Origin of the sequence: Atribacter sp., from assembly GCF_035418125.1 — a bacterium.
GTDB lineage: Bacteria > Atribacterota > Atribacteria > Atribacterales > Atribacteraceae > Atribacter > Atribacter allofermentans.
Map to the genome: position 1 here is coordinate 1 of NZ_DAOLQM010000029.1, position 14,491 is coordinate 14,491.

General features: G+C 40.3%; 12 protein-coding genes, 1 riboswitch and 1 other annotated feature. Of the genes, 10 read left to right on the forward strand and 2 right to left on the reverse strand.

The genetic code is table 11. The features are described 5' to 3' along the window. The 3 genes from PLK24_RS03115 to PLK24_RS03125 form a co-directional block, all read left to right on the forward strand. A partial coding sequence (locus PLK24_RS03115) for a hypothetical protein (RefSeq protein WP_324476305.1) occupies positions 1 to 261 on the forward strand: 261 nt, incomplete at its 5' end. Positions 262 to 484: 223 nt separating this feature from the next. Further along, positions 485 to 1,534 carry an S-methyl-5-thioribose-1-phosphate isomerase gene (mtnA, locus tag PLK24_RS03120; RefSeq protein WP_324476306.1) on the forward strand — a complete coding sequence of 350 codons (1,050 nt, stop codon included), beginning with the start codon at positions 485 to 487 and terminating at the stop codon, positions 1,532 to 1,534. Between the two features lie 462 nt (positions 1,535 to 1,996). Continuing rightward, positions 1,997 to 3,772: a DEAD/DEAH box helicase gene (locus PLK24_RS03125; RefSeq protein ID WP_324476307.1), complete on the forward strand. Its 1,776-nt coding sequence runs from the start codon at positions 1,997 to 1,999 to the stop codon at positions 3,770 to 3,772. A gap of 508 nt (positions 3,773 to 4,280) precedes the next feature. On the opposite strand, the gene PLK24_RS03130 is transcribed toward PLK24_RS03125, so the two are convergent. Next, a complete protein-coding gene (locus PLK24_RS03130) occupies positions 4,281 to 4,538 on the reverse strand; it encodes a hypothetical protein (RefSeq protein WP_324476308.1) in 258 nt (85 codons plus the stop codon). Between the two features lie 238 nt (positions 4,539 to 4,776). On the opposite strand from PLK24_RS03130, the gene PLK24_RS03135 reads away from it, so the two are divergent. Together PLK24_RS03135 and PLK24_RS03140 are read left to right on the forward strand one after the other, a co-directional pair. Next, complete coding sequence (locus PLK24_RS03135) at positions 4,777 to 6,279, forward strand: FGGY family carbohydrate kinase (RefSeq protein ID WP_324476309.1); 1,503 nt, start codon at positions 4,777 to 4,779, stop codon at positions 6,277 to 6,279. A gap of 47 nt (positions 6,280 to 6,326) precedes the next feature. After that, positions 6,327 to 6,468: riboswitch (FMN riboswitch) on the forward strand. A gap of 85 nt (positions 6,469 to 6,553) precedes the next feature. Then, positions 6,554 to 7,120, forward strand: a complete 567-nt coding sequence (locus PLK24_RS03140) for an ECF transporter S component (protein WP_324476310.1) — start codon at positions 6,554 to 6,556, stop codon at positions 7,118 to 7,120. A gap of 149 nt (positions 7,121 to 7,269) precedes the next feature. Here the strand turns inward: PLK24_RS03140 and PLK24_RS03145 are convergent, their stop codons facing one another. Beyond that, positions 7,270 to 7,794, reverse strand: a complete 525-nt coding sequence (locus PLK24_RS03145) for a methylated-DNA--[protein]-cysteine S-methyltransferase (protein ID WP_324476311.1) — start codon at positions 7,792 to 7,794, stop codon at positions 7,270 to 7,272. Between the two features lie 141 nt (positions 7,795 to 7,935). Continuing rightward, positions 7,936 to 8,163 (forward strand) — a binding site (T-box leader). 36 nt (positions 8,164 to 8,199) lie between these two features. Between PLK24_RS03145 and PLK24_RS03150 the strand changes: the two genes are divergently transcribed. The 5 genes from PLK24_RS03150 (at position 8,200) to PLK24_RS03170 (ending at position 14,323) form a co-directional block, all read left to right on the forward strand. Then, positions 8,200 to 9,207, forward strand: coding sequence for an ABC transporter substrate-binding protein (locus PLK24_RS03150; protein ID WP_324476312.1), 1,008 nt, complete (start codon positions 8,200 to 8,202; stop codon positions 9,205 to 9,207). 101 nt (positions 9,208 to 9,308) lie between these two features. Next, complete coding sequence (locus tag PLK24_RS03155) at positions 9,309 to 10,208, forward strand: ABC transporter permease (protein WP_324476313.1); 900 nt, start codon at positions 9,309 to 9,311, stop codon at positions 10,206 to 10,208. After that, positions 10,208 to 11,020 carry an ABC transporter ATP-binding protein gene (locus PLK24_RS03160; protein WP_324476314.1) on the forward strand — a complete coding sequence of 271 codons (813 nt, stop codon included), beginning with the start codon at positions 10,208 to 10,210 and terminating at the stop codon, positions 11,018 to 11,020. The genes PLK24_RS03155 and PLK24_RS03160 overlap by 1 nt, the downstream gene beginning before the upstream one ends. 561 nt (positions 11,021 to 11,581) lie before the next feature. Continuing rightward, entirely contained in the window at positions 11,582 to 12,904 is a 1,323-nt protein-coding gene (locus tag PLK24_RS03165) for a TrpB-like pyridoxal phosphate-dependent enzyme (RefSeq protein WP_324476315.1), read from the forward strand. Positions 12,905 to 12,982: 78 nt separating this feature from the next. Further along, the gene (locus tag PLK24_RS03170; RefSeq protein WP_324476316.1) at positions 12,983 to 14,323 is read left to right on the forward strand and encodes a B12-binding domain-containing radical SAM protein; all 1,341 of its coding nucleotides are present in this window, start codon (positions 12,983 to 12,985) and stop codon (positions 14,321 to 14,323) included. Positions 14,324 to 14,491 lie beyond the last annotated feature (168 nt).

Genomic DNA, 14,491 nt, shown 5'->3' on the forward strand with positions numbered 1-14,491 from the left:
AATAAACAAAAAAAGAAAAAGGCACACCCCCCTGAATCCCCCCTCAATGGGGGAATGAATTCAACAATTCCCCTCCTTGGAGGGGTGCCGTTTTACGGTGGGGAGGGTGCCTTTCGAATTTTCTTTGATACCTTGAGAAAATCACCTAGAAAAAAGAATAAAAAGATGAGATCCTCACGTCGTCCGGTAGAAAACACCGGACTCATCAGAATGACATATGAGGTGGCAGAGATTGCCATGTCACTTTGTTCCTCGCAATGACGGAACAGTAAAAATCAAATTCCCCCTTACCCCCTTTTCTAAAGGGAGAGCTTTTTCCCCTCGCCCCTTCGTGGGAGAGGGTTAGGATGAGGAGGGGTAACCTTTTTTCATCCTCATCTGGCGCCACCAAATGGTACGAAGATGTATCCTAAAAACATTTGAAACAGAAAAAAATTCACAAATAATTAACAAAATTAAAATATTTGCTTACGGAGATTAGAAAATGTTCAAAACTATTGAATGGAAGAATTTTCAAGTTAGATTTCTCGATCAAAGGCAACTCCCTTTAGAAGAAAAATTCATTGAAACCAATGATTTTCGTGTTGTCGCTGATGCCATATCAAATCTTGGCTTGAGAGGCGCTCCCCTGATTGGTGTCGGGGCAGCTTATGGTATGGCATTGGGCGCCCAAGAAGGTTTAAATACCCATTCGGATCAATATTTTTCCTTTTTAGAAAATGTAGACCAAACTTTACGATCAACTCGACCAACCGCGGTTAATTTATTCTGGGCTTTGGACCGAATGAAAAAGATTTGGAAAAATGCAGAAAAACAAGGTGTATCACCAAGTAATTGCACAAAAAAACTTGTAGAAGAAGCTATTACAATTCATGATGAAGATATTGAGACCAATCAAAATATTGCTAAACAGGGTTCATCTCTCATTGAAGACCAAGATGCAATATTGACCCATTGTAATGCCGGGGCATTAGCCTGTAGTGCCTGGGGGACAGCGTTAGGAGTGATATACTGGGCAGCTCTTCAAGACGGAAAAAAACTAATGGTTTATGCCGATGAAACCCGACCACTCCTTCAAGGAGCCCGTCTCACTAGTTTTGAGCTCATGAAAAATAATATTCCAGTAACACTTATTACTGATAATATGGCCGGTTATCTTATGGCGCAAGGATGGGTTCATAAAATCATCGTGGGAGCAGATCGCATTGCGGCCAATGGGGATACAGCCAATAAAATCGGAACCTATTCCTTAGCAGTTCTGGCGTCCTATCATAAGATACCTTTTTATATTGCCGCACCGCTTTCAACTATCGATATACATATTGCCACTGGGGATGAAATACCTATTGAAGAGAGAAAGCCAGAAGAAATATTTCTTTTTGGAGAAAGTCGAACGGCGCCCCAAGGGGTTGGAGCGTGGAATCCGGCTTTTGATGTGACACCACATCAACTGATTCGGGCTATCATTACGGAGAAGGGCATTCTTTATCCTCCATTTGCTGAAAAACTTAGCCTTTTGAAGCAAATGGAGTAGAATTGATATAAATCTCTTCTGAATACCCATGGGCTTGATAAATCAAGCTCCTCGCCCCCTCTCCCCCTCGGTCTTTATCACGCCCGCACTTTAATTGATGTAGCGACATGCCATGGCAGGTTGAATCTTATTTTTCATATCCATCTGGTATTACGAAATTAGCATGAATTTTTGTTCTGCCAAAGCTTTCTCTTCAAAATGGAAAAGTAGATTTTTATATTGAATTATTCTTAAAAGAAATAAAAAAGATATTCATTTGTTTTAGTATCTGTTATAATGTTCCCTCGAGAATCACGAAGGTTTTGATGAAGTAACCGGCCTTACACTTCCAGTTCTTCCGTCAAGTCCCCTTTTTTGAGTCTCAAAAAGAGCGAATGGATCGTCATTTCAAACAAAGTTATAACTACATATTGGGAACAAATGGTGGCATTTAATGTCCAATGGGTGTACCTCCTCAAATCGATGGATCGGATCTCATCGGAAAAAATGTCAATGAGTGGTTTTGATCACGATCTTTTCGATTTTAAAAAAAAGGAGGTCAATACTTTGACCGAAAAAATAACTTTTAAACAATTTCCGCTTCGTCAGGAAATTCTCTGTGCTTTAAATAAGAAAAAATTCGATAATCCGAGTCCGGTTCAGGTTCAAGTGATGAATGAAACCAATATTATGAATGAAGATCTCATTGTCCAAGCTAAAACCGGATCAGGAAAAACCTTGGCTTTCGGAATTCCTCTCCTCAATACATTTGAAAAGATTCCAACTCAGCCGGCGGTTTTAATTCTGTCTCCAACAAGGGAACTAGCCATTCAAACAGCTCATGAGCTGAAATGGTTAGGGAGCGAGATGGATATAAAGATAGCAACTTTGGTTGGTGGAATGGATATCGTAAATCAACGCCGAGAATTATTAAATGGACCTGCCTTGGTAGTTGGAACTCCCGGAAGAGTTTTAGATCACATTCGGAGAGGAAACTATCGTACTGAAGAAATTCAGACCATTGTTCTTGATGAAGGTGACCACATGTTAGATTTAGGATTTCGTGAGGAGTTAGAAGCAATTTTTGAATCACATGAAAATGTTGACCGAATCTGGTTATTCTCCGCAACCATGCCAAAACAGGTTCGTGAACTCTCAAAAAATTATCTGACTCATCCCAAGTGGATTTCATTAGACCAAGACCTAACCGCTCATCAGGATATTAAACACCGGGTTTATCTCATTCCATTTCATCATCGCTTGGAAAGTCTGGTTAATGTATTACTTTGGGAAGGACCAGAAAAAGCACTGATCTTTTGTTCAACTCGCCAAGAAACGATTGAATGTGCTGCTTTTTTAACCGAAGCCGGATTTTCAGCTAATGCTCTTCATGGCGAAATGACCCAAAGAGAAAGAAATTCTTCTCTCAATTCATTTCGAACGGGAATAACGACCTGTTTAGTAGCAACCGACGTTGCCGCCAGAGGCTTGGATATTGATATGGTAAGTCATGTTATTCAACTAGGACTCCCGGGAGACCTGAATAACTATGTCCATCGAAGTGGACGGACGGGGAGGGCGGGTCATTTGGGATTAAGCATTGTTTTGCTTTCCAACCGCGAAGCGTCCCATTTCCGTAATATGTTTTCAAGAAGTTCACTTAAAGTGGAATGGAAGCCGCTTCCCGATCAGGGAGATATCCAGTTGAAGAACCAGCAACGAATCGAACAAAAACTCACCGATAGGAATGTCACAGTTGAGCCCCATATTCAAAAATGGTCAGAGAAACTGGTAGCCGAAGAGGATCCAGTTGATTTGGTAGCAAAGCTTTTACAGTGGAATAGCAAGGGAAATAATTTGGGCTATTCTTTAAAATTGTTCCTTGATGAAGATAAACAAATCGAGCGAGAAAGAAAATCTCGTTTCCTTCAAGAAAGAAAAAATCACCAGAGAAAAAACCCGGAAAAGAAAAGTCATTCGACTTTTGCCAAAGGAGGAACAATTCGACTTTCAACCGGTACGACCAACGGTTGGGAGGTAGGTAAACTGCTTGGAACCCTTTGTCGAATCTTAGGAACAAGCCGTCAAGAGATCGGAAATATCCGATTACGAGAAGACTACGCTAACGTCGAGCTTTCCCAGAAAGCTTTACAGCTATTTCAGGAAAAGAAACCAAAATTCGTCGAAGAATATCTCATAAATCATATGAGCTCTTCCAAGCGTCCCACACCAAACCGAAGCTCAATTATTTCAAATTAACCAATACCATAACGGGTAATGAATGAAAAATGGTTTTATCCAGTGTGAGAGTTTTTCCTGCGTGTGGATTTCATCTGAAACCGAAAGTGCCATCCTCAGGCTTCGCTTCTTGAGGGCGTGAGGATCTCATCTGACACCGCAGGTGTCATCCTGAGGCTTCGCATTCAGAAGCCGTGAGGATCTCATCCAGCCTCTCCGTCATCCTGAGCCCTCGCATTCAGAAGCCGTGAGGATCTCATCTTTTAATTAATTTTTAAAAATGCTTTCTGAATGGAAATGGCACCTTTTTTCCTCTCCCCTGGTGGGAGAGGATTAAGGTGAGGGGGAACCTACAAAACTCTCTCAAGTTCGTTTTAAAACACCAAACCTGGGTCTGAATCTTAGGTTTCACCCACATCCTGACTATCTCCCCTCAAGGGAAAAAAACTCTGCTTCCGCTCAATGACGGTTTTCGATAGGTATTTTTATTTTCACCTGGTACCATAACATTTCATGAGAGTCTACCAATTTAATACTCTTTCCCTTTTAATTGTTTTAAATCGTTCAAAAACATCTTTTTATTGGTTATAAAATGAACCATTCCTAAGATAAACATGATAATCCCAACGTTAGGATGAATCTGGGAAGCAGCGCTCCACAATCCTGGATGATTCATAACTCCAAGCATGGCTAACCACAAAATAACCCCGGTAATGATCATAATAAAAATGAGAATAAGCATCCCCAAGGCAATCAAACCACGAACTTGCATAGTTGACTTATTCATTATCTTTCCTCCTCTATTAGCTTTGGATTAGGGAAAAGAAAATAACGCCTTTTTTTAAAAAGAGAAAAATTTTATAATAAGAAAAATTCTTTATTTCATTATAATATAATGGAGAGAAAGGATGAGAGCAATTCGGTCAGATGGTTTTTTAAAGAATCTCCCCTAGAAGCCAGGAAAAATTTCCATTGAAAATATTTTCCCATCAAACCTAAATATAAATTAAATCGGAGGGAAAACTGTGAATCAATATATTTTGGTACTTGATTGTGGCGCAACAACGCTCCGGGCAGTAGCAGTTGGGATGAAAGGAGAAATATTGGCTATTTCGGCCTTGCCTAATGCTCCCCGATTGCAAAGTGGGTGCGAAGATTGTCTCATTTGGGATTTAGATGAAATATGGAATAAGTTTTTACAGATTATTCCTAAGGTAAGGTCTCAAGTCAATGGAAAGGTAGTAGCAGTCACTGTTACCACCTTTGGAGCTGATGGAACGACGGTAAAGAAGGATGGTACATTAACTTATCCGGTTATATCCTGGCAATGTTCTCGAACAACCGAATGGGCAAAAAGGATTGCATCGTTAATATCCCCACGAGAAATTTTCCGACTCACTGGCTATCAAATAATTCCTTTCAATACCATTATTAAGCTATTGTGGATGAGAGAAAATGTTCCAGAAGCATTGGATGAAGCCGATACCTATATGATGATGCCTGGGTTATTAAGCTATAAGCTTTGCGGAGAAATGTCTTTTGATTATCCCTCGGCTTCAACGACCATGATGATTGATATTCGTACCAAAAAATGGTCGGAGCGTTTATTATCTTTAGTTGGATTAGATGAAACCTTTTTTCCACCATTTCTTCCTAGTGGGGGGGTGATCGGGCGGATTACGGAAAAAGTGTCATCAGAAACCGGGATTCCCTTAGGAATTCCAGTTATTGCTGCTGGTCATGATACTCAATTCGCTTTAATTGGGTCAATGGCTGACCAAAGTGAAATGGTTTTGAGTTCGGGAACCTGGGAAATTGCTGCGATACGGATCCTAGAATATCGTGACTCAGAAAGAGCTTTTGAAACGGGTATTATGACCGAATTTGATGCGGTAGATGGTCTTTGGGACCCTCAAATGCTGATGATGGCCGGTGGTGTGGTGGAGTGGGTTCGACGGAATTTTTTTGCTGACATTAAAGATCGATCAGACATCTATTCATTGATGATTGATAATGCCAGAGAGATTGAACCGGGAAGTGGGGGAGTTATAGTGGTTCCCTCCTTTATGCCCTCCGGTCCGAATAAGCCTTATGAAACACAAGGAACGATCTTAGGGCTAGGGCTAACTACTGATCGTTCGCAAGTTTATCGAGCTGCTCTGGAAGGATTATCCTTTCAACTTAAGCAAGCGGTAAAAGCATTTTATGAAACCTTTAGTTTTGAACCAACAGCAGTAAGGGTGGTTGGAGGAGGTTCAAAAAACCACCTTTGGAATCAAATACGAGCAGATGTTTTAGGACTTCCGGTGATTACTACTTCTTGCGAGGAAGGGACCGTTTTAGGAGCAGCTCTCTTTGCTATGGTTGGTTCCGGTATAGCTCGATCCATCGAAGAAGCAAAAAAAATGGTCGAAATATCCACTCGGGTATGGGAACCTTCGGAAAATTGGCCCTATTATCAAAAATTATATGAAGAGTATGAAAAGCTTCCTCTTTTCTTGGCTTCTCATTATCGAAATAAGATCTGAATCACTTGACAATTAACAATATCAAGTTAGAATAAATCATTGAGAAAATACTTCTTCAGGGTAGGGTAAGGGAGAAATTCCCAATTCCCAACCGGCGGTGATGGTTCATCCTAAGCCCGCGAGCCCGATATGGGTTGATCCGGTGAAAATCCGGAGCCGACGGTAAAGTCCGGATGGGAGAAGAAGTCCATAATAAGCCCATAAACCCTGAAGGCGAAATGCTTTCAGGGTTTTTTTATCTCTGAAGAAAGACCATTCGAGGAGGCTTCTTGATATGAAGTGTCGAAATTTGGTTTATACTGGAGCATTTTCTGCTCTATCCATTGTTTTGAGCTATTTAATCCACTTCCCCCTAATTCCTTCGGCACCCTTTTTGCTTTATGATCCTGGTGATGTACCCATATTGATTATGGGCCTTAAATTCAGTCCTGGAATTGGCGTGGTCATGACTGCCATTGTATCAGTTTTATTTGCGGTTTTAACCGGGCAGGGAGGTCCTTGGGGAGTGCTTATGCATTTTATAGCTACTGGTGTATATGTATTGACTGCTAGTTTGATTTACCGAAGACAAAGAAACCTCTCTTCAGCAGTAAAGGGTTTGATTATTGCTCCTTTGGTGATGACGGGGGTTATGGTGATAGCTAATCTTTTGGTTACGCCTTTGTACTTAGGAGTGACTCGAGAAATGGTTATCGGCATGTTGCTTCCTGCCATTATACCCTTTAATCTTCTCAAAGGTGCTATTAATGGAATTATTACATTTTTGCTCTATAAAAAAGTCAGCAACTTTCTTGAGGCTGGCGATCAGTGTGTTTCAAAACCCAATGCTGTTAGACAATAAACCCTCATACTGCCTAACAACACCAGATGAGGATGAAAATACCTATCTAAAACCATCATTGCGAGGAGTCCAACCGTTTTTTGGTTGAACGACGTGGCAATCTCATTTTGTAAATTTTAAAAAAATAATTTCAGGAAAGAATTTTGTTTTTATAGCTGAATATTTTCGAGGGTCAGTAAACGTAATTTCCAGTCTAACCCGTAACCGAATCCTCCTAAAGAACTTTTGGCGACGACCCGGTGACAGGGGATAATCAAAGGAATCGGATTACGATGTAAAGCTTGGCCTACTGCCCGATAAGCTCTTTTTCGTGAGGATAATTGTGCAACCTGTTGGTAGGTTTTTACTTCTCCCCAAGGTATATTTTTGGTGATATCCAATATCTGGCGGGTGTAATCGGGAAATTGCTCAATAATAACTGGTTCAGTAAATTCAACTTTTTTCCCGGAAAAATAAGTATTGACCTTATCAGAAAAATCTGGCCAGGGCAATTTAGTTTCAAGTACGAATGAATCGTGCTGGGGGAGATGGTAGGACTGGAGATATTGGAAAGCTTCTTCAGGGGTTGGTTGAGGTAGAACAAATGCAGCCAGCAGGTCATTTTGCCAGCCAATAACTGCCGTACCTAATAGTGTGGTTAGAAATGAATAAAAAAAGAGATTTGATTTTTTCACCAAGACCCACCCTTTCCATTTTCTTATCAAATTGGTCTTTAAATGAGTATTTTAATGGTTTTTTGCAAAAAAAGTGACTATTACCTCTTTACAAGATTGAAAATTACCGTATAATTTTTGATATACTGTTAATAATATCGTAAAAATCCGAAGAAGGGAACAAGTAGTTTCATCTGACAAACTATAGAGAGCCGGGAGAAGGGATGGAAGCCTGGTGTTTGCGATGAATCGAATGGAGCCTGGAGGAGTGAAGCTGGTCGAAGAAGGAAAAAACAGCTTCATCGCATTCTGCGTTAAAGGTCTAAAGCTGGAGCCTCTTGCTCAATGAGGGTGGTACCGCGGGTCATTTTAATCCCTCCCGTCCCTGTGTCGGGAGGGATTTTTTTTTAAAAAAGGAGGTAAGAAATGAGAAAGATACTTTTTTTCACATTATTGGTTTTGTTGTCAATAGGGTTGGTTTTGCCAGCAACGGCTGCTGAACCGATAAAGATTGGGATCATGCAGATTGTTGACCATCCGGCTTTAAATGCAACCCGAGATGGTGTAAGAGATGTCCTTCAAGAGGTCTATGGATATGTTCCCGATCAGGACATTATCTATGATATGCAATCAGCTCAAGGTGATGTAGCAACTGCCAACACCATAGCACGTAAATTTGTATCCGATCAGGTTGATGTTATCGTTTCAATTGCAACACCCACCTCCCAGGCAGCGGCTAATGCCACCAAAGAAATACCAATTGTTTTTTCTGCGGTAACTGATCCAGTCAGTGCTGGTTTAGTTAAAGATCTTAATAAACCGGGTGGAAATGTTACTGGTGTATCCGATATGACACCGGTAGACCGACAAGTCGAAATGCTAAAATATGTATTCCCTGATGCCAAAAATTTAGGTACCGTTTATAACGCTGGTGAGGTTAATTCGGTGGTAACCAACGATTTAGCAAAAGTTGCTTGTGAAAAATATGGAATGTCTCTTATCGAAGCCACCGTTTCAACATCGGCTGATGTGGCTATTGCCACACAATCCCTGGTTGGTAAGGTCGATGCAATTTATGTTTCAACCGATAATACAGTAGTGAGTGCTCTGGAAACGGTAATCAAGGTTTGTCAAGACAAAAAAATACCGTTAATCTTGGCCGATCCTACAACCTTGGAAAAGGGAGCAACTATGGCTTTAGGATTTGATTATTATTTGCATGGTCGTCAGACCGGTGACATGGTAGCTCGAATTCTAAAAGGAGAAAAGCCATCTGATATCCCGGTAGAGTTTGCCAACAAATTGGTTTTAATGGTTAACAGTAAAAACTTGGAAATACTGGGAGTTCAAGCTGATGATTTTAAAGCCCTTTTAGAAAAGTATGTTGAAGACATGAGATCACAGAACGTTGAGGTCACTTTAGAGTTCAAATAAAAAAAGAATTCAATTCTAGCCCCATGTTGATTTCATCATGGGGCTAGAATTAACACTTTATGAAAACGTAATCTTGAAATGATGAAAAGCAGGTGAAGTGATTGTACGACTATTTTATTTTTAGTGTACAGGAAGGATTGCTATACGGAATTCTTGCTTTAGGCGTGTATATTACTTTTCGTTGTTTAGACTTTCCTGATCTAACCGTTGATGGGAGCTTCCCGTTGGGAGCGGCAGTTTTTGCTTCATTGGTTTATCGAGGATTTGGCCCGATTGAAAGCATGATAGCTGCTTTTATAGCTGGAGCCTTAGCCGGTCTATTAACTGGAGTATTGCATACTTTTTCGAAAATTCCAGCTCTCTTATCGGGAATTCTTACCATGACCTGTTTATATTCTATTAATTTAAGGATTATGGGGCGACCTAACATATCACTTTCTGAAAATCTTGGACATCGAACGATTTTCACCATGCTGAGGGATTCCCTCAACGGCATTCCAGAAAGCTATCTTCGTCTCTTTTTTTTAATTGGTCTTATTTTTCTTATTAAAATTTTATTAGACCTTTTTTTGCAAACCGAAATTGGTTTAGCTATCCGGGCTACTGGTGATAATGAAACTCTGGTTGAGGCCCAAGGGATTAATCCTGACCGAATCAAACTGGTGGGAATTTCTCTTTCTAATGCTTTGGTAGCATTCTCTGGTGCCATGTTTGCTCAATATCAGGGTTTTGTTGATATCAATATGGGAATTGGTATGGTAGTTTTAGGCCTGGCTTCAGTGATCGTTGGAGAAGTTCTTTTAAGAGGGAGAATTATTCTGGTAATAACCCTTCAGGTTATTATTGGAGCGGTGGTATATCGATTGGCTACCGCAACTGCCTTGAACTACGGGTACAGTATTGGGTTTAAACCCTATGATTTGAAGCTTTTTACCGGTCTTTTGGTTATCATTATTCTCTCTTTTCCGGTAATAAAAGCGAAGTTTAGGAGAGTGAAATAGTGTTACAACTTGAACACATTGATAAAGTATTTTTTAGAAATACTCCAGATGAACGATGGGCTTTGAGAAACCTTTCCTGCACTGTTCAGCCTGATGAGTTTGTCACTATTGTAGGGAGTAATGGTGCTGGAAAAACAACCTTGTTGAATATTGTCAGCGGAAACCATTTTCCCGACCGAGGAAGGGTGATTATAGAAGATCATGATGTAACATCCCTACCAGCTTTTCGTCGAGCTCGTTTTATTGGCAGAGTTTTCCAAAATACCACCCAAGGATCAGCAGCATCGTTGACCATTGAAGAGAATTTTGCCATTGCTTACGCCAAAGGAAGAACCAGGGGACTCCGTCTGGCAATTTCTGAACTTTTGAGAAAAAAAATTCGAGAGAAATTAGCAGAAGTTGGTTTAGGATTAGAAAACCGCCTTCGGGATCGAGTGGGGCTTTTATCAGGCGGTCAGCGTCAAGCCTTAGCGTTGCTTATGGCAACTATCGGGAATCCCAAAATTTTACTTTTAGATGAGCACACCGCTAACCTTGATCCCAAAACTGCTGAAAAAATCATGAATTTAACCAATCTTCTCATTCGGGATGATCATCTGACAGCGTTTATGATTACCCATGACTTGGGAGATGCTCTGAAATATGGGACTCGAACTATTCTTATGGATGATGGTGGAATTGTTTTAGATATCTCGGGAGAAGAAAGAAAAAAAATGACTATCAATGAGCTTTTAGAGCGGTTTAGTGAACGTCGCCATAAAAAATTTGCTAACGATCGCGTGTTGCTTTCTACTGAAACCAAGGAAGGTTAAAGACAAAATGGACAATAGTTCACCAATGATGAAGATAAACTCTCAGGCCATTTTTATAGTACCAGATAAGGATAAAAGTAGCTATCTAAATCCGTCATTGCCAGGAGTTCAACCGTTCTTTGGTTGAACTCCTGGCAATCTCATCCAACCACTCCGTCATTCTGAGGAGCGTATTTTGCGACGTGAGAATCTCATCCTTTAAAGTATTTATGAAGAATAAAAAACCTAAAAAGATGAGATCCTCACACGGGAAAGCACCGCTCAGGATGACGCCGGTGGTGTCAGATGAGATCCTTACGCCCTCGAAAAGCGAAGCCTCTCAGGATGACCGATTAAAGAATTCAAATGATGGTATTTTCAGAATAGAAAGCTAGACATAGCAAGACGTACTTTATGAAAAAAGAACAGTATTGAATAAAACTTGGTAGATGTAAAAACTGCAATTCGTGAAATTGTTCTAAACACAAGATGTTGAGAAGAGATTTTATAAAAAATATCAAACGATAATAAGGGTATTGGTTTTCAAATGAACCAATAAAAAAAACACCGGAGGTGATTACCATGGAAGAGGCAAACCGAATATACCTGAGCGAAAGGGAGATGCCGACCATCTGGTATAATATCATACCAGATTTACCACGGCCTCTTGATCCCCCGTTGCATCCAGGCACAAAAGAACCGGTTACTCCTCAAGATTTGGAACCAATTTTTCCACCGAGCCTAATACAGCAGGAAGTAAGCAGCCAGCGTTTCATTGATATACCTGGTGAAGTGCTTGATATATACCGCCTCTGGCGTCCCTCACCCTTGTATCGTGCTCGACGGTTGGAAAAAGCCTTACAAACACCAGCCCGTATCTATTTTAAGTATGAAGGCGACAGCCCGGTTGGGAGTCACAAACCAAATACCGCAGTAGCACAGGCTTATTATAACAAAAAGGATGGAACTAAACGTTTGACTACTGAAACTGGTGCCGGCCAATGGGGTTCGGCACTTTCTATGGCTTGCCATTATTTTGGTATGGAGTGCACGGTTTATATGGTAAATGTAAGCTATCGTCAAAAGCCTTATCGCCGGGTATTAATGCAAACTTGGGGTGCTAATGTATTTCCCAGCCCCAGTGAGAACACTAAAACTGGGAGTGATATACTTCATGAAACTCCCGATTCAATAGGTAGTTTGGCAATAGCAATCAGTGAGGCCATCGAAGATGCAGTGAATACTCCTCATTCCAAATATAGTCTGGGGAGTGTTCTTAACCATGTTCTTCTTCACCAAACAATAATTGGTGAAGAAACAAAACTGCAGTTGGAAAAGGTTGGAGAGAAGTATCCCGATATTGTTATTGGTTGTGTTGGGGGTGGTAGCAACTTTGGAGGAATGGCTTTTCCATTCCTGCGTGATAAAATTGCTGGTACGAAGAATTTTCGAGCAATAGCGGTTGAACCCAAATCTTGTTCCACTTTGCTAACTGGGAAATATGAATACGACTTAGGAGATGTTGCTGGGATGACACCTTATTTAAAAATGTATACCCTCGGTCATGACTTTATCCCGCCAGGAATTCATGCCGGTGGTCTACGATACCATGGTATGGCTCCTTTGGTAAGTTTATTGTATAATGCGGGTATTATCGAAGCTCAATCCTATAAGCAAAATGAAATTTTTGACTCAGCTGTTCTTTTCACCAAGACCGAGGCAATTTTACCCGCTCCTGAAAGTGCTCATGCAATTAAGGCGGCTATTGAAGAAGCTAAGAAATGCAAAGAAACCGGAGAAGATAAGGTTATTGTCTTTAATCTCAGTGGTAATGGTTATCTTGATTTAGGAGCCTATGATATTTTTGTTAATGGAGGTTTCCCTGAAGCCAATAATGGTTCATAAGTGAATTGAAAAAAAATGCCTCCAGTGGGAAACTACAGGAGGCATTTTTTTTTGCCTGGTATTTAAAGTGGAGTATCAATGATGAATGAACATATTCTTTTAGTCAATCCTTGGATTTATGATTTTACCGCTTATGACCTCTGGATGAAGCCATTGGGACTACTTTATCTGGCATCTCACTTGAAGAATTCTGGTTATAAGGTTACCCTCCTAGATTGTATGGATCGCCATTACCCTTTTATGCCTCTACCAGACCATCCGGGGCCGAAACGGCTTAAAAGTGTGGGTTGTGGTAGTTATTATCGGGAAAAGATTCCTAAACCGGCTCAATTTTTGTCGATTCCTCGTTATTGGTCACGTTTTGGAATACCTTGGGATGAAGTTAAGAAACAACTCAAGGAGATTGAACCCCCAGGATGGGTGTTTATCACTGGTACCATGACTTATTGGTATCCTGGTCAAGTCGCTTTTTTAAATCTTGTTCGTCAATTATGGGGAAAAACTCAAGTAATTATTGGTGGTTGGTATCCTACTCTCTGTTCAGAACATGCTCACCAATGGGGATTCGACCGGATCATTGAAGGGATTGACCCCTTGCTGGTCATCAAGCAACTCAGTTCAGATTTCAAGGAATTATCTACTATTACAGGTTATAAAGAGTTTTTTTCGGTGAAGCCAGCTTTTGATCTTTATAAAAAACTTGACTATACGGTCGTTTTGACTTCTATCGGTTGCCCCTTTCGCTGTACTTATTGTGCTTCCGGGAGGTATTTCTCAGAATTTTGGCGGCGGCCCTGGGAGCAGGTACTCGATGAAATTACCTATGATTATGAGAATTACCGGATTCAAGACCTAGCTTTTTATGATGATGCATTGCTTTATCGAGCCGAAGAAAGTTTTCTACCCCTTCTAAAAGCTTTACAAAAAGAACGACTCCCCCTTCGTTTTCACCTCCCCAATTCTATCCATGCCCGGTATGTAACTCGGGAAATTGCCGAACTCATGAGAGAATGTAACTTTGAAACCCTTCGAATTAGCCTAGAATTTTCCGATGTCGATAGCCAAAAAAACACTGGAAATAAGGTGGATAATTTCATTTTTGAAAAAGCCATTCAATCTTTTATACAAGCCGGTTATGCCCCTGAAGAACTGGAAGTCTATCTTCTTTTTGGCCTTCCTGGTTTAAAGGCGAAGGACTATGAATTGTCGATTGAATATGTTACTGATTTGGGATTAAAGCCTCGTTTATCTCTATTTTCTCCACTTCCTGGTACACCAGATTTCGAAAAGGTTATCATGCATCAAATCAAAGATGACCCCTTGTTTCAAAATAAAATAGCTTATCTTTACCTATCCGAACAAAATGAGTTATATGAGGCGTTGCAAAGGAAAATATCTAAATATACTTTTTTCCATTAACGCAACAAATAAACCAACTTAAAATATTAATAATTTAATTAATTAGATGAAATATCTTCATGATGGTAAGGAATGAGATTATATTCTCATGGGTTTGATAGAAAAGGAAGTAATGTTGGAGGTGTAATTATGAAAATTCAATGGTTTGGTCATTCTTTTTTTCTGGTG